This is a genomic window from Streptomyces sp. NPDC044064 (genome assembly GCF_056434245.1).
This window is the reverse complement of record NZ_JBWKFN010000010.1, coordinates 265,204-285,730: the sequence shown is the minus strand read 5'-3', so window position 1 is coordinate 285,730 and position 20,527 is coordinate 265,204. Positions and strand designations below refer to the sequence as shown.

Here is a 20,527-nt window from a genome sequence, read left to right as displayed (position 1 = left end):
GGTACGGGCCGCCTCACAGCTTCCCCCACGTCCCGCGGTCCCGTGCCATCGCTTGCAGCGCCTCCACGTCCGCCGGCTTCAGCACTGCGCCCAGGCGGGCCAGGGTCGGCAGGTCGGTGTGCCGGAGGATGCGGACGCCCCGGGGCGGGGCCGTGACGCGCAGGTCGGCGGGGTCGACCAGGGCCAGGACGGGGTGGACCTCGGCTGTGAGGGCGTAGGAGGCACGGTCGGTGGTGGCGCGGAGGCGGCGGAGCAGGGGCTCCGGGTCGTGGCGGCCCAGGGTGACCATCGGGTCGGTCACCCGGACCCGCTGTTTACGGGCGTACAGGGCGTGCACGACGCAGAGGCCGCCAGGGCCTATGAGGAGGTGGTGGATGCGGTCGCCGCCCGGGAGCGGGATGGAGTGCAGGGTGTGCCAGCCCGCCCCTTCCAGCTGGTCCAGGGCGTCGCCGGCGGCCTGCTCGGCGGCCAGGGCGCGCCTGCGCGGGTCCGGGCGGAGTCGGTGGGCGGGGGCGGGGTCCCGGTCGAGGGCGACGAGCAGGGCCTCGCCGGGGCGGTTGGGCGCGAGGTCGTCGTCCGGGTGCAGGGTCAGCCGGGCCAGTTCCGCGGGTGTCGGCACCGGGGGCGGTCCCACGGTCACCGGGCCGGTCAGGAAGGGCTTGAGGGCCTCCAGGACATCGGCCTCGCGGTCCTCGGCGATCAGGTTCACCCGGCCGGTCTCACGGTCGTACCAGGCGATGTTCCCTCCGTCCCGGCCGCAGACGTACAGGCGTTCGTGACCGTGCCGCCAGGTCGGCACCACGCGCAGACCGCTCATGCGCCATCACCCCTCGACCATGGGAACAGGCGGGGTGCTCGCACGCAAGAACCCGGTTACCTTGGAGAGCGGCCCTGCGAGGGGGAGTTGGGGAGGCGCCGTTGCGGACCCGCGGAAAGCAGCCCGACGTACCGGCTCCGGAGAGCCCCTGGGACGAGATAGAGCCCCGCCTGTGGATGGGCGGGCACGAGTTCCGGGGCCGTTCCGGTCGGCTGGAGTCCGCCGTCGTGCGAGATCAGTTCGACGTGGTGCAGTCGCTCCTGAGGCTGCCGGGGTACGGCCCCGGCCCCGGGACCGAGCATCACGTGTGGCCGATACCGGACGGACCGCTGGACGGCACGCAGCTCGCCGGGGTGATACGGCTCGCGCGCGCGGCGCACGAGGCGCTGGACACCGGCCACTCGGTGCTCGTCCGCTGCTACCACGGCTACAACCGCTCGGGCCTGGTCGTCGCGCACACGCTGGTCCGGCGGGGCCGCAGCACCGAGGAGGCGATCGAGCTGATCCGCGCCCGGCGCTCCCCGTGGGCGCTGCACAACGACCTGTTCGTGGAGTACCTGCGCGCTGGACTGGCCACCGCCCGGCTGCTGGAAGAACTGGCCGAGTAGCCTCTCCCCCAGCACCGCCCCGAGTGCGCAAAAAGGACTTCCCTACGAATAAGGTGTACGGGGCTACTCTCGCCCCCGAATCCTCAGGAGCCCCGTGTCAGCCCGTCGCATCGCGCGCACCGCGCTCACCGCGGCCGTCGTCGCCCTGCTGTCGGCGACGGCGGCGGCCTGTGGCGACCGGGGCGACCTGCGGGGCGCGGGGGCGACCCCGACCGCGGTGAGCCCGGCGAAGCTCTGGCCGGACCTCCGGCCGGCGTCCAGCCCGGCCTACCCCTACGACGAGGGGAGCACCGAGACCGTCAAGGGCGTCCAGGTGCCGGGCGACGACATCCGCAAGGTCGATCCGGTGGACGTCGTACGGGCCGAGATGGCCGCGCACCCGGACGACTACGGGTCGAAGGGGGCGTACCACGCGACCGTCGAGCGGATGAAGGAGTGCGGCGCGGGCGGGGACCGGGCGCGGTGCCCGTTGCTCAAGGCGTACTACCGGGATCTGACCGGGGACGGGCGGGCCGACCTGACGCTGGGCTTCCGGCTGTATCCGACGAACCAGACGGCGGTGCGGGTCTACACGGTGGAGAAGCACAAGCTGGTGCAGGTGCTGGCCGACAACGACGCGATCCTCGGCGTCGAGCTGGCCGGCCGGGCGGTGATCGTCCGCTCCCCGGCCGGGATCTCGGGGTACGAGTACCGCACCACCTGGGCCTGGGACCCGGAGCAGCGGGCCATGGTGTTCTCGCGGGACGAGTTCCTGCGCACCGGCAAGGGCCGGCACAGCCACGCGCCCTCCCCGTCCGCCGGCACCACCCCGCCGGTGAGCACGGGATGAGGCCCGCGCTGCCCCGGTGGGCCGGGACGCTCGCGGTGAAGTCGGCCGCGTTCATCGCGGTGATGTGCTGCGCGCTGGCCGCGCTGCTCGGCGTCCTGGTGCACGTGTCGGTGACCGACCAGACCGTCGGCCAGACCCGCGACCTCGCGCTGTCCCGGCTGCAGGACGCCACCGAGGCGTACGAGGCCGGGGACGCGCTGCTGCCGGGTGCCGGGGTGGACCCCGAGGGGCTGCCGGAACGGCTGCGGGTGCTCGCCGTGGCCGGGGAGCGCGGCACGATGGTCTCCTCGCACCAGGGACGGCCGATCATGTGGGCGGCGGGGCCGGCGAACGGCCACCGGGCGCTCGCGGTGGAGGTCGACTACTCGCAGCAGGCCCGTACGATCGCCGGGCTCGACCGGTCCATCCTGTGGTCGTCGGCGCTGGCGATCGGGGCGACGCTGCTGGTGGGCGCGTTCGCGGTGACCCGGGTGACGCGGCGGCTGCACGGCACCGCGCAGGTGGCCCGGCGGATCAGCGCGGGCGACCTGGACGCCCGCGTGAACGACCCCCGGACGAAGGACGCGACACGCCCCCAGGACGAGGTGGCCGCGGTGGCGGCCGCGCTGGACTCCATGGCCTCCTCGCTGCAGAGCAAGCTGCTGAGCGAGCAGCGGTTCACCGCGGACGTGGCCCATGAGCTGCGCACCCCGCTGACCGGGCTGCACGCGGCGGCCGAGCTGCTGCCGCCGGGCCGGCCGACCGAGCTGGTCCGGGACCGGGTGGCGGCGCTGCGCACGCTCACCGAGGACCTGCTGGAGATCTCCCGGCTGGACACCGGGCGGGAGAGGCTGGAGGTGGACACCGAGGAGCTGGGCACGCTGGCCGGGCGGGTGGTGCGGGCCTCCGGGACGGACACCGAGGTGCGGATCGTGCGGGACGCCCGGGTGGAGACCGACCGGCGGCGGCTGGAGCGGGTGCTGGGGAATCTGGTGGCGAACGCACACAAGCACGGGGCGGCTCCGGTGGTTCTGACCGTGGACGGGCCCATGGTGACCGTGCGGGATCACGGGGGCGGGTATCCGGAGTACCTGGTGGCCCATGGGCCGCAGCGGTTCCGCACGGAGGGCGGGGCCAAGGGGCACGGGCTCGGGCTGACCATCGCGGTGGGGCAGGCGGAGGTCCTGGGGGCGCGGCTGTTCTTCGGCAACGCGCTGGGCGGGGGCGCCGTGGCCACGCTGTACCTCCAGTAGTTCCGGACGAGAGCTCGGACGGTTCACCGTCCCGTTCCGCGCCACGCTGATGCCGACAACCCGGGCAAACCACGCACAACACGCCCTGTTTGGATAGGTTCCGGACATGACCAAGGCCGGAACAGCCGTGGCGGCGCCCAGGACGCCCTCCCCCGCCGTACGCCTTCCCCGCCGCCGTGGCATCGAACTGGCCCTGATCGTGCTGGCCGTCCTGCTGTCCGTGTACGGCTACTGCGCCGTGGGCCTGGCGAGGGCCGGCACCGTCCCGCCGGGTGCCGCCGGCTACGGCGCCGGACTCGGTGTGCTGGCCCTGTTCGCGCATCTCGCGGTCCGGATCCGGGCGCCGTACGCCGACCCCCTCCTGCTGCCCATCGGGGTGCTGCTCAACGGCCTCGGTCTGGTGCTGATCTACCGGCTCGACCTGGAGACGCCGGGCGACCGGGCCGCCCCCACCCAACTGGTGTGGTCCACGCTCGGGGTGGGCCTGTTCATCGTGGTCGTCCTGGTGCTGCGCGACCACCGGGTGCTCCAGCGCTACTCGTACGTCTGCGTGGTCGCGGCCCTGGCGCTCCTCCTGCTGCCGATCCTCTTCCCGGCCGTCAACGGCGCCCGCATCTGGATCCGGATCGCCGGATTCTCCATCCAGCCGGGCGAGTTCGCGAAGGTGCTGCTCGCGGTGTTCTTCGCCGCCTACCTGGCCGCCAACCGCAACGCGCTCGCCTACACGGGCCGCCGGCTGTGGCGGCTGCAGTTCCCGACCGGGCGGGTGCTCGGGCCGATCGTGACGATCTGGCTGCTGAGCGTCGGGGTGCTGGTGCTGGAGCGCGACCTCGGGACCTCGCTGCTGTTCTTCGGGCTGTTCGTGGTCCTGCTGTACATCGCCACCGGCCGCACCGGCTGGATCGCGGTCGGCCTGGTGCTCGCCGTCCTCGGCGCCTTCGCCGTCGGCCACTTCGAGCCGCACGTGAAGGGCCGGATCGAGGACTGGCTGCACCCCTTCGCCACCATCGACGCCGGACAGGGACCCAACCAGCTGGCGCAGTCCCTGTTCGCCTTCTCGGCGGGCGGGGTCCTCGGCACCGGGCTCGGGTTCGGCCACTCCATCCTCATCGGCTTCGCCACCAAGTCGGACTTCATCCTGGCGACGGCGGGCGAGGAACTGGGCCTCGCGGGCCTCGCGGCGATCTTCCTGCTCTACGCCCTGCTCGTCGAGCGCGGCTACCGGGCGGGACTCGCCCTGCGCGAGCCGTTCGGCCGGCTCCTCGCGGTCGGCCTCGCCTCGATCGTCGCGCTCCAGGTGTTCGTGATCGCGGGCGGCGTCACCGGCCTGATCCCGCTGACCGGCATGGCGATGCCGTTCCTCGCCCAGGGCGGCTCCTCGGTCGTCACCAACTGGGCGATCGTGGCCCTGCTGATCCGGGTGAGCGACTCGGCCCGCAGCCAGTACGACGGGCGGGAGGCCCCGTGACCGAGTACGGCAGCGGCCGGCCGATGGCCCGCTACATCCGGCACGCCTGGGCGTTCTGCGCCCTGCTGCTGGCGGCCCTGCTCGTCAACGCCGCCCGGGTACAGGTGGTCCAGGCGGGCTCCTACGACGCCAACCCGGCCAACCGCCGTGCCACGATCGCCCGTTACCAGCAGCCGCGCGGGGACATCCTGGCCGGCGGCGAGCCGGTCACCGGCTCCAACGACACCGGCGAGCAGCTGCGCTACGAACGCGCCTACCGGGACGGGCCGTTGTACGCGCCGGTCACCGGCTTCGCCTCGCAGATGTACGGCAGCACGTTCCTGGAGGACACGGAGGACGGGGTGCTCTCCGGCACGGATCCGCTGCTGTCGCCGTTCCCGCTGTGGAACGACCTGACGCGCGGATCCGGTCCGGGCGGGGACGTCGTCACCACCATCGACCGGAACGCGCAGCGGGCGGCGTACCAGGGGCTGCACGGGCGGCGGGGCGCGGTGGCCGCGATCGAGCCGGCCACGGGCCGCGTGCTGGCGCTGGTGTCGACCCCGTCGTACGACCCCGCCGAGCTGTCCGGCAACAGCGAGGCGACGGCCGCGGCCTGGGCGCGACTGAACCACGACCCGGAGAAGCCGATGCTCAACCGGGCGGTGCGGCAGACCTATCCACCGGGGTCGACGTTCAAGGTGGTCACCGCTGCGGCGGCGCTGGACGCGGGTGTGGTCACGGACCTGGACGCGTCCACCGACTCCCCCGACCCCTACCGGCTGCCCGGGACCAGGACCCGGCTGACCAACGAGGGCGACGGCTGTGCGGACGCCTCGCTGCGGGAGGCCTTCGAGTGGTCGTGCAACACGGTGTTCGCCAAGCTGGCGGTGGACGTCGGGGCGGCGGACATGTCGGCCACGGCCCAGGCGTTCGGCTTCAACGACACCCGGCTGCGGGTCCCGTTCGAGGCCGCCCCCAGCACCTTCGACACCCATGTGGACAAGGCGCAGCTCGCGCTGTCCTCGATCGGGCAGTACAACACCCGGGCGACCCCGCTGCAGATGGCGATGGTCGCGGCGACGGTCGCCAACGGCGGCCGGCTGCGGACGCCGTACCTGGTGGAGCGGACCACCCGCCACGGGGGTGAGACGCTCACCGGCGGCGGCATGGGACCCGACCGGCAGGTGATGCGCGCGTCCACGGCCCTCCAGCTGCGGGAGCTGATGACCGACGTGGTCACGGACGGCACCGGCACCAACGCGGCCATCCGCGGGGCCGTGGTCGGCGGCAAGACCGGTACCGCCCAGCACGGGGTCGGCAACTCCGGTGTGCCGTACGCCTGGTTCGTCTCCTGGGCGCAGGCCGACGACGACCTGGAGCCGAGGGTCGCGGTCGCGGTGGTGGTCGAGGACGCCTCGGCGGACCGGGGCGAGATCAGCGGCGGCGGGGACGCGGCGCCGATCGCCCGGGAGGTGATGCGGGCGGTTCTCGGCCTGTGAGACGGGGGGTACCGCGACCCGCGCCGCCCGACCTACCGTTCGGTCATGACGTATGAGCCGGCCTCCCACGAACTCGCCCAGGTCAACATCGCCCGCCTCAAGTTCCCGCTGGACTCCCCCGAGTTGAAGGACTTCGTCGACGCGCTCGACCCGGTGAACGCCACGGCGGACGCCGCGAACGGGTTCGTCTGGCGGCTGGAGAGCGACTCCGGCAACGCCACCGACATCGCCGTCTTCGGCGACGAGTGGCTGATCGTCAACATGTCGGTGTGGCGGGACACCGACACGCTGACCGCATTCATGTACCAGGGGCAGCACCGGGAGTTGCTGGCCCGGCGCCGGGAATGGTTCGAGCGTGTCTCCGAGGCGATGGCCACCCTGTGGTGGGTTCCCGCCGGCCACCGCCCGACCGTGGCCGAGGCGGAGGATCGGCTGGCGCACCTGAGGGAGCACGGCCCGACGCCGTACGCCTTCACGCTGCGGACGTCGTTCCCCGCGCAGGAGGCGGAGGCGGTCAGCCGATCGGCTTGATCATCTCGTCGCGGACCTTGAGGGTGTTCCGGGCGGCGGCGTCGAGATCCACGTCGGCGGAGCTCTTGCGCTGCAGGTCGACCTCGCCGATCACGGCCGCCGTGTTGCCGTCCGCCCAGGCGCAGACCGGGTAGGTGATCGTCACCAGCGCCTGTTTCTGGGTGAGCACCTCACAACTGACGGTGATGTCGGAGCCGGACGGGGTGACGTCCTTCTCGGGTTGGACCACCGTCACGCCGCCGGCCTCGGTGGCCCCTTCGAGCATGTTGCTGCGGACGTCGTCCTCGTTCTTGAACCGGCCGTACATGCTCGACACCAGCAGCATGCCCTTGGAGTCGTCGCCGCCCGGGCTGTAGCGGCCGACCAGGGCGTGGACGTCCTTGGCGTCCCAGGCGCCGTCGGCCCCGTCCTCGACCTTCCGCCCCTCGCTGTCCGAGAGGTCGTCGGCGAGGACGTACTTCCCGTCCACCAGCTCGTGGGGCAGGGTGAGCTTGTTCTCGGCCGCGGGGAAGTCGGTGCCGAGCAGTGCCCCGAACCCGCCGGCGGCACCGAGCACGGACACGCCGATGACCCCGCCCACGATCCCGAGCGCCAGGCCGACCCCGCGCTTCTTCGGCGGCGGCCCCATGGGCGGCGCGCCCCAGCCGGGGTACGGCTGGGCCGGGTAGGGCTGCGGAGGGTACGGCTGTTGCTGGGGGTACGGGGAGCCGTAGGGCCCCGGAGGCGGCGGGGCCTGCGGCGGCTGCTGCCCGTACGGGTACTGCGGCTGCTGGGGCTGGTACGGGTACTGGGGCTGCTGGGGCGGCGGAGGCATGGACACGCCAGAACGCTACTGCACCCGGCGGGCGGGTCAGGCCTCGCCCGCCCCCGACTCGATCGCGTCCCGCACCTCGGCGACCCGCTCCCGCTCCTCGGCGGCGAAGCGTTCCGCGTCCAGCTGCTCGGCGATCTCCTCGTCCTGGGCCATCAGCAGGTCCAGGTTGGAGTCGCCCATCTCGAACACCCCCATGTCGGCATAGGCCTGCTGGAGCCGCTTGCCCCACAGGCCGATGTCCTTGACGCAGGGCACGATGCGGCTGAACAGCAGGCGCCGGAAGAGCTGCAGGAACTCGGAGTCCGCGCTGATCCGCTCGGCCTCGGCCCTGGAGATGCCGAAGTTCTCCAGCACCTCGACGCCGCGCAGCCGGTCGCGCATCAGATAGCAGCCCTCGATGACGAACTCCTCGCGCTCGCGCAGCTCGGCGTCCGTGAGCTGCTTGTAGTAGTCGCGCAGGGCCATGCGTCCGAAGGCCACGTGCCGGGCCTCGTCCTGCATGATGTAGGCCAGGATCTGCTTGGGCAGGGGCTTGTCGGTCGTGTCCCGGATCATGCCGAAGGCGGCGAGGGCGAGCCCCTCGATGAGGACCTGCATCCCGAGGTAGGGCATGTCCCAGCGGCTGTCGCGCAGGGTGTCGCCGAGCAGCGACTGGAGGTTGTCGTTGATCGGGTAGACCATCCCGATCTTCTCGTGCAGGAAACGGGCGTAGATCTCGGCGTGCCGGGCCTCGTCCATCGTCTGGGTCGCCGAGTAGAACTTGGCGTCCATGTCCGGCACCGACTCCACGATCCGCGCCGCGCAGATCATCGCGCCCTGCTCGCCGTGCAGGAACTGGCTGAACTGCCAGGAGGCGTAGTGCTGTCGCAGCTCACCCTTGTCCCGGTCGGAGAGCTTGGCCCAGTACGGGGTGCCGTACAGCGACATCGACTCCTCGGGGGTGCCGAGGGGGTCGAACGGATCGACCTCCAGGTCCCAGTCGATGCGCGTACTTCCGTCCCACTGCTTGTCCTTGCCCTTCCGGTACAGGGCGAGCAGCCGGTCCCGGCCCTCGTCGTACTCCCAGCTGAACCGGGCCGCGCCACTGGCGGGTACCTGCCAGAGGGGGTCTCCGGGGTCATTCGTGTACAGGTCATGCGTCGGCATACCTCGCAGGTTCACACGTAGACACCGAGTCAACAAGTCATGCGCAGGGGATTGACGGCCTTGCTGACAAGCAGTCTCATAAGAGGCGGACGACGTACCCCGGGTAACGAGGTGAAAGAGTCATGACGACCCTGACGGAAGCGGACGCGCTCGACGGGCTGCGCGACGCGCTCGGCCTGCTGAAGGACCGCGAACAGGTGGCCGAACGGCTGCTCGTCTCTTCCGCCAAGCACTCCTTCGACCCGGACAAGGAGCTGGACTGGGACGCGCCCTTCGAGGAGGGCAAGTGGTTCTGGCCGCCGGAGCTGGTCTCGCTGTACGGCACGCCGATGTGGCAGCGGATGAGCGAGGAGCAGCGGATCCTGCTGTCCCAGCACGAGGCGGCGGCGCTGGCCTCGCTCGGCATCTGGTTCGAGCTGATCCTCATGCAGCTGCTCGTCCGGCACATCTACGACAAGGCGGCGACGAGCGCACACGTCCGGTACGCCCTCACCGAGATCGAGGACGAGTGCCGGCACTCGAAGATGTTCGCGCGGCTGATCTCGCGGGGCGACGCCCCCTGGTACCCGGTGAGCCGGGCGCACCAGAACCTCGGCCGCGTGTTCAAGACCATCTCCACGACCCCCGGTTCCTTCACGGCCACGCTGCTCGGCGAGGAAGTGCTGGACTGGATGCAGCGGCTGACGTTCCCGGACGAGCGGGTGCAGCCGCTGATCCGGGGGGTCACGCGGATCCATGTGGTCGAGGAGGCCCGGCACGTCCGCTACGCCCGCGAGGAGCTGCGCCGCCAGATGCTGACGGCTCCCAGGTGGTCCCAGGAGTTCACCCGGGTCACGTCCGGCGAGTTCGCGCGGGTCTTCTCGATCGCCTTCATCAATCCCGAGGTCTACACGAACGTCGGCCTGGACAGGCGGGAGGCGATGGCCCAGGTGAAGGCGAGCGGGCATCGGCGGGAGGTCATGCAGACGGGTGCGAAACGGCTGACGGACTTCCTGGACGACATCGGGGTGCTGCAGGGGGTCGGGCGGCGCCTGTGGAGGTCCTCGGGGCTGCTGGCCTGACGCGGGCTGCGGGTGGCCGTGGGCCGCTCGCGCAGTGCCCCGCCGACCCGCAGCGGCCCACGCCCCGAACGCCCGCGGCGATTAGGCTGCTGACCATGACCCCGGCCGCCTCCCCCGCCTATCGCCGCCTCAGCGTCGAGGAGCGGCGCAGCCAGCTCCTCGCCGCCGCCCTCTCGCTCTTCGCGCACCGCGCCCCCGAGGACGTCTCGCTCGACGACGTGGCGGAGGCGGCCGGGGTCTCCCGTCCGCTCGTGTACCGGTACTTCCCCGGAGGGAAGCAGCAGCTGTACGAGGCCGCGCTCAGATCGGCGGCCGAGGAGCTGCAGCTCTGCTTCGACGAGCCGCTGCACGGCGCCCTGCTGCCCCGGCTGTCCCGGGCCCTCGACCGCTATCTGACCTTCGTGGACGAGCACGACACCGGCTTCAGCGCACTGCTCCAGGGCGGCAGCGTGGTGGAGACGTCCCGGACGACCGCCACGGTGGACGGGGTGCGCCGGGCCGCCGCGCAGCACATCTTCCGCCACCTCGGCGTCTCCGCACCGGGCCCGCGGCTGCGCATGACCGTCCGGATGTGGATCACGGCGGTGGAGGCGGCCTCCCTGATCTGGCTGGACGAGGGCAAGCAGCCCCCGGTCGAGGAGCTGCGGGACTGGCTGGTCGAGCAGTTCGTGGCCATCCTCACGGTGACCGCGGGGCGCGACCCGCAGACGGCGGACCTCGTCGGCACGCTCGCCGAGGATGGCCGAGACTGAGACCGTGAAGAGTCAGGACACCCCCTTCGAGGGCGGCCCCATGGACGGGCGCGTGCTGCCCGTCCTGCTGGGCATGACCGGCCACCCTCCGAAGACGTACCGCATCCCCGTCCCGGACGCGGCCGGCGGCCCGCCCACCGTGCTCGTGTACCTCCGCGTGCCGAGGGGGCACAGCAAGAGGCTCGGGCTGGCTCAGGGGTGGAAGTACCAGTACGCCCCGCAGGGGAAGCCGGCGAGCAAGGTCCGGTGGCCCTGGTCCAAGCCGGACGAGAGCCCGTCCCGCAAGCCGGGTGACACCTCCGGGTGACAGGGTTGCTCCGAACCGCGTAGGCAGGGCACACACATCTCCCTACATGTCTGATTATCGCCGTGAGACGACGGGTGGAAGGTCCGCCCGTTCCGCACCGGAGGTGATGACATGTCAGGAGTGCTTCTGCGCCTGGCCTGTACGGCCGCGGTGGCGGCCCAGGCCGTCCTCGCGCCGTCGGCGGCGGTGGCCGCACCCGATCCGCAGCGGCCCGTCTCCGAGCTGCTGACAGACCTTCAGCAGCTCTACCGGCAGACCGAACAGGCCACCGAGACCTACAACGCCACGGCTGAGCAGCTCAGGAAACAGCAGGCCGAGGTGGACCGCCTGGACGGCGAACTCGCCCGGGCCCGGCTCGCCCTGCAGAGCAGCCGGACCGACGCCGGACGCCTGGCCCGGCAGCAGTACCAGAACCGCAGCGACCTCTCCCCGTACGTACGTCTGCTGCTCGCCCCGGACCCCCAGCACGCCCTCGACGAGGGCCATGTCATCGGACAGCTGGCCCGCGAGCGCGCCGAGACGGTGGACCGGCTGGCCGGCACCGAGAGGGAGAAGGACGCGCTGGCCAGGGCGGCCCGCAAGGCCCTGGACACCCGGCAGACCCTCGCCGCGCGGCAGAAGAAGCAGCGCGACGACGTGACGACCAGGCTCGGCGACGTCGAACGGCTCCTCGCCACCCTCACCCCTGACCAGCTGAGCGCGATCGCCCGGCTGGAACAGCAGGGGGTCACAAAGGCCCAGGACAAGCTCGTGACCTCGGGCGCCCTCGGCAGGGCCGCGGCCCCTTCCTCGGCCGAGGGCGAGCGGGCGGTCCGCTACGCCATGGACCAGATCGGCAAGCCGTACCAGTGGGGAGCGGCAGGCCCGAAGTCGTACGACTGCTCGGGCCTCACCTCCCAGGCCTGGGACCACGCGGGCACCCCCATCCCCCGCACCAGCCAGGAACAGTGGGACCGCCTGAAGAGAATCCCGCTGACCGAACTGCGCCCGGGCGACCTGGTGGTCTACTTCCCGGAGGCGACGCACGTGGCGATGTACGTGGGGAACGGAAAGGTCGTACAGGCACCGAGACCGGGCGAGAAGATCAAGGTCTCCCCGTTGGCGTCCAATCCCGTACTCGGTGCCGTACGCCCTGACGGCTCCCGCGCTCAGGCTCCGGCGACCGAAGCCAGGTAGGCCTGTGTCTTCTCCGGCTCGGAGAAGCAAGACCACGGCCCTACGAGGCTTCTACCAGCGGTTTGTACCGAGCTGGACACCTTGCGCGGGGCGGTGGGCCGTCTGGGGGCCGTCAGACAGAACGTTGGGCCTTGGCATAGACCGTCGCGATTGCCGTACGGGTTCGCTCTTGGCTACTCGGCATGAGGTGTGCGTAGATCCGTAGCGTCAAGGCGGCGTTGCTGTGCCCGAGGTATTCGCTGACTGCCTTGATGCTCTCCCCGCCGTCCAGGAGCACAGACGCATAGAAGTGCCTCAGCGCATGCATGCCGTGCTCGCGAGCCGCCACGTAACCGGCCGACTTGGTCTCCGGCTCCGGGATGACGCCGGCCGCGCCGAGCGCAGGCTTCCACGCTTCCTCGTTCAGGGAGGTGCGCCACACATGGTTACCCCCGGGCGCCATGAAGATGAGCCGCCGGGTCACCTTCGGCCCCTCCGGCGACTTCCAGGGCAGCGTGATCTCAACCGGCGGGAACTGCTTCATGTGGGCCCTGAGCGCGTCGGTGACGGGACCGGGAAGCGGCACGTCCCGGGTCTTGCCACCCTTGGGCAGTGCGAACACGGGCTTACTCCGACTGAGTTTGAGCTGCTGAACCACGTGAAGCGTGTCGGAGTCGAAGTCGATCGCATCCACGGCGATTCCGAGGATCTCCCCCTGGCGCATGCCGCAACCCGCGCCCAGATCGACCATGGCTCGGTACCGTTCCGGCATCGCTGCCTGTACGGCGAACACCCGCTTAATTGACCAGGGCAGCACACGCTTGGGCTCAAGCGCCGGTGGCTCAGCCAGCACGCAGGCGGATCCGGGTGCTGGCGGGATCTACGCCCGTCTTGCCGAACTTGGCTACAAGCCAGTGCACTTCTGTGAGGAGATCCGCTCGCGCATGCCTTCAAAGGAGGAGGCGGCCGAGTTGGGCATCTCTGCGGGTACACCGGTCATCCTGATCTGCCGAACCGCTTTCGCGGAGGAGGGGCGCCCCGTGGAGATCAACGAAATGACGCTTGATGCCACCTCGTACATCCTGGAGTACGACTTCGACGCCTGATCAACCGGTCCATGTGCGCGCCTCTCGTGCTACGCCGTAAATGCGGGCTACCTGGGCGGGCGGCAGTGTCGGTGTGAGTCCCGACAGGGCCCGATCGAGGTGCTCGACCGCCAGGACAAGCACCGGCGGATTCGCGTTCTTGACCGTAATCTTCGACGCGTCCACGACGGAGATCACGGGCCGGACGGGGATCTCGCCCCCGCACCGGCGAGACAGGGCCCGGGATACGCGGCGCGCTTCGGACTGGCTGATCGCGATGTGCCGGGTCGCGGTCCCGTTCACGGTGATGGCAGTGTCGCCGTACCAAACGGCTTTCCCTCGGTGCCGCTTCGAGTTGATGGAGAAGACGCCGGCGGGGCCGATGGCGAGGTGATCGATGTCCGCGCCGCTCGGCCACTCGATGGCATGGAGGGTGAACCAGCCGTTGCCCTTCAGCCTGCCCAGCCTTTTGGCCGTGGCACGTTCGCCGGTGAGTCCGTCCGCCCAACTACGGATCTCCGAACCGGGCGCCCATCGGCCGATCAACCTCAGCAACGGGTTCGGCTGTAACTCTTGGATCTTCCTCCGCACCGCATCGCCCGGTCGATTCCGTGCCAAGTCGTCTAACGGCGGATGCACCATGCCCCCTCGTGCCTGCGCCTTGCTGCCAGATCATCACGGAGGTGCCACCAGCTCCAGACTCGTACCGGCCATGAGCTGTTACAGGTTTCTCTACCTCATCAAGTGCCCGCGCAAGCGCGGGCTGGCCCCTGGGGCCGCAGCGGGCTACGGCCCATGAGTAGAGACCTGGACACGGAGTGCCCCGGTCAGAACATGCCTCCGGCGGGGGCGCTCAGGCTCCGAGATGGCGGGGGCGGCGTTCGCGAGTGCCGGCCGAGTGTGGCGTGCGTGGGATGCTCTCATCCCGTCTGCCGTCGACCCAGGCAGAGCCGAGCAGACGGGATGGGAGCTGGGGCGGGTCGCGGGTAGGGGCAGTTGCGAAGGCTCCGGCCGGTGTTTTGCCAGGTCAGGCCGCACCCGCATACTCGATCTTGCGATACGGTGCGGATTCGCGTGACGACCTTCGGGAGGGGCAGTGCAGTTTCTGATCAACCGTGTCGCTCCTTGCGTGACGCCGGCCCTCTTGAGTCTTGCCTGTCTCTGCCTTGCTGGCTGTAACCCGGATCCGACCGATCCCGAGAACGTCGCCCCGATCACCCTGACGAACAACACGTCCCACGCCCTGCGTGTCTTCTGGTGTGCCGGCGATGGAGAGAACGAGTGCTCGGAGCAAAACAGCCTCGGACGAATCGCCGCGGGTGGCACTCACCACGTACAGATTTCGTCCTACGAAGTACTGCTGCGGATCACGCCCGCCTCAGGCCCAGAGGGATACGTGTGCGGCGATGACACTTCAGGCAGTCGGATAGTTCTGAGCCCGTCGTATCCCTCGGTGAAGTCTGCGTACGGCCACTGCTCCGACGGATCGTCTCCAAGCACGACGGGCTGAGCGTCACACGCAAGCTCGTTAGGGCGGCGATCGGTCCTGGACCTTCGCAGTACAGCAGCGAGGTACAGCAACCATCGCGACCGGACCCAACCGCCGGCAGCCCTGCATGACCGTCTGACCAGCCGAGCAGACCCCAGCGACCGTCCCGCCCATGGTTCGCATCGAAAGGGTAGGTCGGTGTAGCACCATGACTCGCCGTTGAAGCGCTCCACCGACCTCACAGACACGTGATCGCCAAATGAGGCTAAATCGCGACCTACTGGGACCCCGCCAGATTCGCCCACACTCGAATACATGGGGGCGACGCGGGATGGTGACCAGTCCATATGCCTTCGCTGCGGGGAGGCCGGCGGCTCCGTACGCGAGCGCGGGCGGATCAGCCTCATGGCGAGGTACTGCGATAAGTGCTGGAACATCCTCGCCAACGAGATGGCCGAGGCCGACGGGGCCACAGCCACCCCCAGGCCCGAACTCGACCCCGACGACGCGGCATGGATCGAGCCACCGGTTTGCCCTGAATGCGGCGCCTCGATCCGCGTGTACCCCACCAACTACGGCCGATGGGTGAGCCTCGCCATGGTGGAACTGCCCGCTAAAGACGTCCCAGAGACCTTCAGGTGGCGTTTGACGAGGCTCCCGGCCCGATCCGTCCCCGCCGATATCGTGGCCGTACGGGTCCGTGGAATCGATCCGTTGCCGAGCGAACCCGTGGTGCCGGCTCACAGCATGATGTGCGTCCCTGAGTGGGGTGAGCCATAGGTCACGCAGCAGCGAGCGGCGAGCACGCACCGTGTCTCCCACGTGCCCGATCGGGCGGCGAGCGGCGGGGAGTAGCGGGGAACACCGGACAGCAGCCCGGGAAACCGCAGGTCAGTGAATTGCCAGCTCAGCCCAGATCCAGTTACGCGATCTTCCAAACTAGGGCATTGACCTTCAGGTGACCCACTTGACTGGGGCATTGAGGCTCCCGGCCAAACCGTTCCGCCGACCGCGCGATGCCGTCGCGTCGCAACGCCTAGTGATCTAGATCCGCCCTAACTCTATGATCAGCCCGACGAGTTGATCGCTACAGGGGGAGACCGACCGTGACAGACCCGAACCAGACGACGCGGCGTCTCACGCTGCCGGCGGCCGTCGCGGCCAGTGTGCTGTGCGCCGCCCTTACGGCATGCAGCGGCGGGGGTGCCGACGACTCTGGGCAAGGTGGCCGGCGCGTCGGTGCGACCAGCAGCCCTACGCCGGAACAGTCGTCCGCCGTACCAGATTCCGACGCAGTGCTGAGTCAGAAGGCCCAGGTCAAGAACGCGCTTCCGGACCTCGGGGCGATGGGCGGCCTGGAGGGCGTGAGTGGTGACGTCAACACCGCGGACGGACACCTCGACTGTCCGAGTCCGCAGGAGTGCAAAGGCAAGTGGTACGGCCACGACAAGTTCGCCTTGTCCGGCGACACGCACTACGTCAATTTCGAGATCACCACCTACACCAGCAGGCAGGACGCCAAAAACGGGCTGAAGGTCGAGGTCGGTGACAATCCTCCTCTGTCGAAGCCCACCTTCGGGAACGAGAGCCAGGCCTACACCAAAGACGGCGGCGGGCTAACGGGCGAGTACATCACCATGCGCGTCGGTACGGTGGTCGCCACAACCTTCGTAGAGGGGGGTGCGAGCGAACCGATGCTGACGCAGGGTGCAACGATGTTCGCCGAGCGGATCGCGCAGGTCCAGGCCGGGAAGAAGGCCACAGCAACGCTGCCTCAGTACTGATCTGCCGATTCTGGGCCTGCCCTGCCGCGGCCGAGCTGTGGGCCGTACAGCAGAGAAGTACAGCAACCGTGGCGACCGGCATCGACCATTGGTGATCCTCGCAACCCCCCGGATCAGCCCCTCAAGCCTCAGCAACCCTCCCGCCCGTAGTTCGCATCGAGGAGCGCGCCGCAGCACCCCGCTCGGGCCGTCTCCGGGCCGTGCGGGGGCGCTCAACGACAACCAACACTGACAAACGTCAACGGCTCCGCCGCTGGTCAGAAGGTTGACCAATGACGGAGCCGCAGATCGCAGAGGTGCGATGTCAGAACTTGTTCTTCTGCTCATGAACGTTTATCCGGCCCACGGACACCCCGATGGAACCAGCGGCAGGGCCTGGTTCACGGCGAGGTAGCTGAACGTCAAAGGCCACAGGCGGCCCCACATCCGGGGCCGCCTGTGGGCCGTCTGTGGGCCGTCCGAGGCCAGCCGACGTCGACCGACAACGACAGAGGACGACAGCTGAAGCGCAGGTCAGAGACCCGTCAGGCTCCGGTGACCGAAGCCAGGTAGGCCTGTGTCTTCTCCGGCTCGTAGAAGAAGTTCTCGAAGTCGGCCGGATCGTTGAACGCGTTGGCGAATCGATCCGCCACCGGCTGCAGCTGCCCCGCCGCACCGATGAGGTTCAGGATGTGCTCCGGCGGCGGCGCCAGCATGGCGTTGGTCCACTTGGTGACGTGCTGAGCCGTGGTCCAGTACCGGTCGAACGTGGCCCGCATCCACTCTTCGTCGAACGGCTTGTCCTCGCGCTCCAGGATCGAGGCGAGGTACGCGGCCGCACACTTGGACGCGGAGTTCGAACCCTGTCCCGTGATCGGGTCGTTGGCGACGACCACGTCGGCCACGCCGAGGACCAGACCGCCGGACGGCAGCCGGCCGATGGGGTTGCGCACGGTCGGGGCGTAACGGCCGGCCAACGTGCCGCCGGCGTCGGTCAGTTCGACCTTCGTGGCCCGCGCGTACTCCCACGGAGTGAACTTCTCCATGAGTTCCAGGGTCAGGGAGAGGTGCTCCGCCGGGTCCTTGACGCCGTTGAAGACGTCGAGCGGGCCGCCGGGTATGCCCTCCCAGAACAGGATGTCGGCGCGCCCCGAGACGGTGAGCGTCGGCATGACGAACAGCTCGCCGACCCCGGGGACCAGGTTGCAGCGGACCGCGTCGAACTCCGGGTGCTCCGGGCGCGGGCCGAGGCCGTGGACGTACGAGACGGCCAGCGCGCGCTGCGGCTCGCTGTACGGGGAGCGCTCCGGGTCACGGGCGAACATCGAGACCAGCTCGCCCTTGCCCGCCGAGACCAGGACGAGGTCGTAGGTGCGGGAGAAGTAGTCGAGGTCGCCGACGGCCGCGCCGTGGATGACCAGCTGGCCGCCACGCTGGGCGAAGGTCTCCATCCAGCCGGCCATCTTCACCCGCTGGTCGACCGACTGCGCGTACCCGTCCAGCCTGCCCACCCAGTCGATCGCCCGCTGGGTCGGACCGGGGTCGTGCGAGCCGGGGGCCGCGACCGAGACGCCGAGTCCTTCGATCTTCGGGGCCTGGGACTCCCAGAAGTTCAGCTGGAGATCGCGCTCGTGCTCCAGTGCCGTGTCGAACATGCACTGCGTCGACATGACCCGGCCGGAGCGGATCTCGTCCGCGGTCCGGTTCGACATCAGGGTGACCTCGTAGCCGTGCGACTGCAGACCGAGGGCGAGCTGGAGTCCGGACTGACCGGCTCCGACGACGAGTATCTTCCGCATGCGGGTGTGTCTCCTACGGGGGCTGGGGACTACTCGGGGGTTTCGTCCAGCGCGTGGCCCACCAGGGCCAGGAGGGTCTCGATCACCGAGATCCGGCGCCGCGCGTCCATGATCATGACAGGGACGTGGGCGGGGACGGTCAGCGCCTCGCGTACGTCCTCCGGCTCGAACAGCTCGCTGTCGTCGAAGTGGTTGACCGCGACGACGTACGGCAGTCCGCAGCTCTCGAAGTAGTCCAGTGCGGGGAAACAGTCCTTCAGGCGGCGGGTGTCGGCCAGGACGACGGCGCCGATCGCGCCGCGCACCAGGTCGTCCCACATGAACCAGAACCGCTGCTGGCCCGGCGTGCCGAACAGGTAGAGCACCAGGTCGTCGTCGAGCGTGATGCGGCCGTAGTCCATGGCCACCGTGGTGGTCAGCTTGCCGGGCGTCGCGGAGAGGTCGTCGGTGCCCTCGCTCGCCTCGGTCATCAGTGCCTCGGTCTGCAGCGGGGTGATCTCCGAGACGGTCGAGACCAGCGTGGTCTTGCCGACGCCGAAGCCGCCCGCGACCACGATCTTCGTCGCGACGGGGGCCCGGTCCCGGTCCTTCTGCCAGGCCTTCAGATCCTCGTCGGGCTCGGCGAATCCGGCGACGAGAGGGGTGACGCCGGTGGCGTCAGAGACGGCGGAGTCCACTCAGCACCCTTTCCAGCAGAACGCGGTCCGGGCGGCCGGTGCCGTGCCCCGTTCCGGTGCCGTACACACGGATCTTTCCCTGGTCCGCGAGATCGCTCAGCAGGACGCGGACCACGCCGAGCGGCATCCTCAGCAGCGCGGCGATCTCGGCCACCGTGCGCATACGGCGGCACAGTTCGACGATGGCCCGCAGCTCCGGCATGACCCGGGTGGCGAGAGAGCCGTTCGTCAGTTCCTTGCGCTCCTCGGGGGCCTCGATGGCGGCCACGAAGGTCTCCACGAGGAGGACGTGGCCGAAGCGGGTACGGCCGCCGGTGAGCGAGTAGGGGCGGACGCGGGCGGGTTTGCGGTCGCCGCCGCGGACCGGGAGGTGCCGCTTCTCGGCCGGGCCGCTCATCGGGTGCTCCCCGTCGACTCGGCCTCCAGGGATTTCCTCAGCTCGCTGCGGAGTTCGGGGGTCAGGACGTGGCCGGCGCGGCCGACGAAGAGCGCCATGTGGTAGGCCACCACGCTCATGTCGCACTCCGCGGAGCCGTGCACGCCGAGCAGCGAGCCGTCGCTGATCGACATCACGAAGAGGCTGCCCTCGTCCATCGCGATCATCGTGTGCCTGACGCCGCCGAACTCCATGAGGCTGGCGGCGCCGATGGTGAGGCTGCCGATGCCGGAGACGATGGTCGCCAGGTCGGCGGAGGAGCCCCGGGGGCCCTTCGCCGCCTTCTTCCGGCGGGACTCGGCCGTGCGGGCGGGGTCGGAGGAGAGCAGGAGCAGGCCGTCCGAGGAGACGACTGCGACGGACTGGATGCCGGGTACTTCCTCGACCAGGTTGGTCAGCAGCCAGTGCAGGTTGCGGGCTTCACTGCTCAGGCCGTAGGTACTGGGCGCGGTCAACTGCTTGCCTCCTCGGCTGTGCCCCCCGTGGCGTGTTCGGTGTGTGCGGCGATCTCTGCCTCTACGTCCCTGTAGCCGGCCTGTGCTCCTTGGCGGAAGCCGCCGAGTCTGCGGCGGAGGGCTTCGGCGTCCACGGATGCGCTGCGCTGGCGGGGCGGGGCTGTGGGCGCGGTGATCCTGGGTGTGCGCTTGGGGAGACCCTTGCTGGTGAGCGCCTCGGCCTCGCCTTCGGCGTCCTCGCTCCCACCCGCACCACCCGTGCGGCTTTCGTCGTCGACTGCGGGTGGCCCCGGCTGGGCGTACCCGCCGTCGGCGACCGCGGGCGCGTCGTGGGCGGCGGGTGCGCGGTGGGCCGCGGGCGCGTCGTCGGACTCGGGTGCCCTGGAGGCGGCGCGGGCGCCACGGGCCTCAGGTACGCCGTGAGCCTCGGGCGCATCGTGGGACCCGGGTGCCCCGGAGGCGGCACGGGCGCCACGGGCCTCGGGCGCGTCGGACTCGGGTGCGCGGGAGGCCGCACGGACGTTGTGGGACTCAGGTGCGCCGTGAGCCGTGGATGCGTCGTGGGACTCGGGTGCCCCGGAGGCGGCACGGGCGCCACGGGCCTCGGGCGCGTCGGACTCGG

At 70.2% G+C, this 20,527-nt stretch carries 20 protein-coding genes and 3 pseudogenes; 13 read left to right on the top strand and 10 right to left on the bottom strand.

The features are described from left to right. Positions 1–13 precede the first annotated feature (13 nt). Positions 14–817: a nuclease-related domain-containing protein gene (locus tag AC07DS_RS18930; RefSeq protein WP_479146674.1), complete on the bottom strand. Its 804-nt coding sequence runs from the start codon at positions 815–817 to the stop codon at positions 14–16. A 101-nt stretch (positions 818–918) separates the two neighbouring features. Here AC07DS_RS18930 and AC07DS_RS18925 point away from each other — a divergent pair, with 101 nt between their 5' ends. From AC07DS_RS18925 to AC07DS_RS18900, 6 genes are all read left to right on the top strand, one after another. Further along, positions 919–1,425: a protein-tyrosine phosphatase family protein gene (locus AC07DS_RS18925; protein ID WP_479146672.1), complete on the top strand. Its 507-nt coding sequence runs from the start codon at positions 919–921 to the stop codon at positions 1,423–1,425. Positions 1,426–1,519: 94 nt separating this feature from the next. Further along, positions 1,520–2,254 (top strand): hypothetical protein, encoded by a 735-nt coding sequence (locus tag AC07DS_RS18920; protein WP_479146670.1) that lies wholly within the window; start codon positions 1,520–1,522, stop codon positions 2,252–2,254. Further along, entirely contained in the window at positions 2,251–3,486 is a 1,236-nt protein-coding gene (locus AC07DS_RS18915; RefSeq protein WP_479146668.1) for an ATP-binding protein, read from the top strand. Before AC07DS_RS18920 ends, AC07DS_RS18915 begins: the two co-directional genes overlap by 4 nt. A gap of 106 nt (positions 3,487–3,592) precedes the next feature. Further along, positions 3,593–4,954 carry an FtsW/RodA/SpoVE family cell cycle protein gene (locus AC07DS_RS18910; protein WP_479146666.1) on the top strand — a complete coding sequence of 454 codons (1,362 nt, stop codon included), beginning with the start codon at positions 3,593–3,595 and terminating at the stop codon, positions 4,952–4,954. 23 nt (positions 4,955–4,977) lie between these two features. Continuing rightward, positions 4,978–6,435 (top strand): peptidoglycan D,D-transpeptidase FtsI family protein, encoded by a 1,458-nt coding sequence (locus AC07DS_RS18905; RefSeq protein ID WP_479146720.1) that lies wholly within the window; start codon positions 4,978–4,980, stop codon positions 6,433–6,435. A 45-nt stretch (positions 6,436–6,480) separates the two neighbouring features. Then, a complete protein-coding gene (locus tag AC07DS_RS18900) occupies positions 6,481–6,966 on the top strand; it encodes a DUF3291 domain-containing protein (protein ID WP_479146664.1) in 486 nt (161 codons plus the stop codon). Here AC07DS_RS18900 and AC07DS_RS18895 read toward each other — a convergent pair. Further along, a complete protein-coding gene (locus tag AC07DS_RS18895; protein WP_479146719.1) occupies positions 6,950–7,780 on the bottom strand; it encodes a hypothetical protein in 831 nt (276 codons plus the stop codon). The genes AC07DS_RS18900 and AC07DS_RS18895 overlap by 17 nt on opposite strands. Before the next feature lie 36 nt (positions 7,781–7,816). Next, complete coding sequence (locus AC07DS_RS18890; RefSeq protein ID WP_479146662.1) at positions 7,817–8,926, bottom strand: ferritin-like domain-containing protein; 1,110 nt, start codon at positions 8,924–8,926, stop codon at positions 7,817–7,819. 122 nt (positions 8,927–9,048) lie between these two features. On the opposite strand from AC07DS_RS18890, the gene AC07DS_RS18885 reads away from it, so the two are divergent. The 4 genes from AC07DS_RS18885 to AC07DS_RS18870 all read left to right on the top strand — a co-directional run bounded on the left by AC07DS_RS18885 (position 9,049) and on the right by AC07DS_RS18870 (position 12,222). Then, a complete protein-coding gene (locus AC07DS_RS18885; RefSeq protein WP_479146660.1) occupies positions 9,049–9,987 on the top strand; it encodes an AurF N-oxygenase family protein in 939 nt (312 codons plus the stop codon). Positions 9,988–10,082: 95 nt separating this feature from the next. Then, positions 10,083–10,739: a TetR/AcrR family transcriptional regulator gene (locus tag AC07DS_RS18880; protein ID WP_479146658.1), complete on the top strand. Its 657-nt coding sequence runs from the start codon at positions 10,083–10,085 to the stop codon at positions 10,737–10,739. Beyond that, positions 10,726–11,046 (top strand): hypothetical protein, encoded by a 321-nt coding sequence (locus AC07DS_RS18875; protein ID WP_479146656.1) that lies wholly within the window; start codon positions 10,726–10,728, stop codon positions 11,044–11,046. The genes AC07DS_RS18880 and AC07DS_RS18875 overlap by 14 nt, the downstream gene beginning before the upstream one ends. A 111-nt stretch (positions 11,047–11,157) precedes the next feature. After that, positions 11,158–12,222, top strand: coding sequence for a C40 family peptidase (locus AC07DS_RS18870; RefSeq protein ID WP_479146655.1), 1,065 nt, complete (start codon positions 11,158–11,160; stop codon positions 12,220–12,222). A gap of 112 nt (positions 12,223–12,334) precedes the next feature. Here AC07DS_RS18870 and AC07DS_RS18865 read toward each other — a convergent pair. Then, positions 12,335–13,042, bottom strand: a pseudogene (locus AC07DS_RS18865) (tyrosine-type recombinase/integrase); the annotation flags it as partial. Here AC07DS_RS18865 and AC07DS_RS18860 point away from each other — a divergent pair. Then, a pseudogene (locus AC07DS_RS18860) lies at positions 13,029–13,307 on the top strand (UTRA domain-containing protein); the annotation flags it as partial. The pseudogenes AC07DS_RS18865 and AC07DS_RS18860 overlap by 14 nt on opposite strands. Here AC07DS_RS18860 and AC07DS_RS18855 read toward each other — a convergent pair. After that, the gene (locus AC07DS_RS18855) at positions 13,308–13,928 is read right to left on the bottom strand and encodes a nuclease-related domain-containing protein (protein ID WP_479146653.1); all 621 of its coding nucleotides are present in this window, start codon (positions 13,926–13,928) and stop codon (positions 13,308–13,310) included. A 1,162-nt stretch (positions 13,929–15,090) separates the two neighbouring features. Between AC07DS_RS18855 and AC07DS_RS18850 the strand changes: the two genes are divergently transcribed. Together AC07DS_RS18850 and AC07DS_RS18845 are read left to right on the top strand one after the other, a co-directional pair. Further along, positions 15,091–15,555 (top strand): DUF6083 domain-containing protein, encoded by a 465-nt coding sequence (locus tag AC07DS_RS18850; protein WP_479146651.1) that lies wholly within the window; start codon positions 15,091–15,093, stop codon positions 15,553–15,555. A gap of 326 nt (positions 15,556–15,881) precedes the next feature. After that, positions 15,882–16,559: a hypothetical protein gene (locus tag AC07DS_RS18845; protein WP_479146650.1), complete on the top strand. Its 678-nt coding sequence runs from the start codon at positions 15,882–15,884 to the stop codon at positions 16,557–16,559. A gap of 524 nt (positions 16,560–17,083) precedes the next feature. On the opposite strand, the gene AC07DS_RS18840 is transcribed toward AC07DS_RS18845, so the two are convergent. From AC07DS_RS18840 to AC07DS_RS18820, 5 genes and pseudogenes are all read right to left on the bottom strand, one after another. Then, a complete protein-coding gene (locus AC07DS_RS18840) occupies positions 17,084–18,337 on the bottom strand; it encodes a styrene monooxygenase/indole monooxygenase family protein (protein WP_479146648.1) in 1,254 nt (417 codons plus the stop codon). Between the two features lie 29 nt (positions 18,338–18,366). Further along, positions 18,367–19,014, bottom strand: coding sequence for a GTP-binding protein (locus tag AC07DS_RS18835; RefSeq protein WP_479146646.1), 648 nt, complete (start codon positions 19,012–19,014; stop codon positions 18,367–18,369). Continuing rightward, entirely contained in the window at positions 18,995–19,411 is a 417-nt protein-coding gene (locus AC07DS_RS18830; protein ID WP_479146644.1) for a DUF742 domain-containing protein, read from the bottom strand. Before AC07DS_RS18830 ends, AC07DS_RS18835 begins: the two co-directional genes overlap by 20 nt. Further along, positions 19,408–19,905 (bottom strand): roadblock/LC7 domain-containing protein, encoded by a 498-nt coding sequence (locus AC07DS_RS18825; protein ID WP_479146643.1) that lies wholly within the window; start codon positions 19,903–19,905, stop codon positions 19,408–19,410. Before AC07DS_RS18825 ends, AC07DS_RS18830 begins: the two co-directional genes overlap by 4 nt. Beyond that, positions 19,902–20,527 (bottom strand): annotated as a pseudogene (locus tag AC07DS_RS18820) (histidine kinase); the annotation flags it as partial. The gene AC07DS_RS18825 and the pseudogene AC07DS_RS18820, both read right to left, overlap by 4 nt.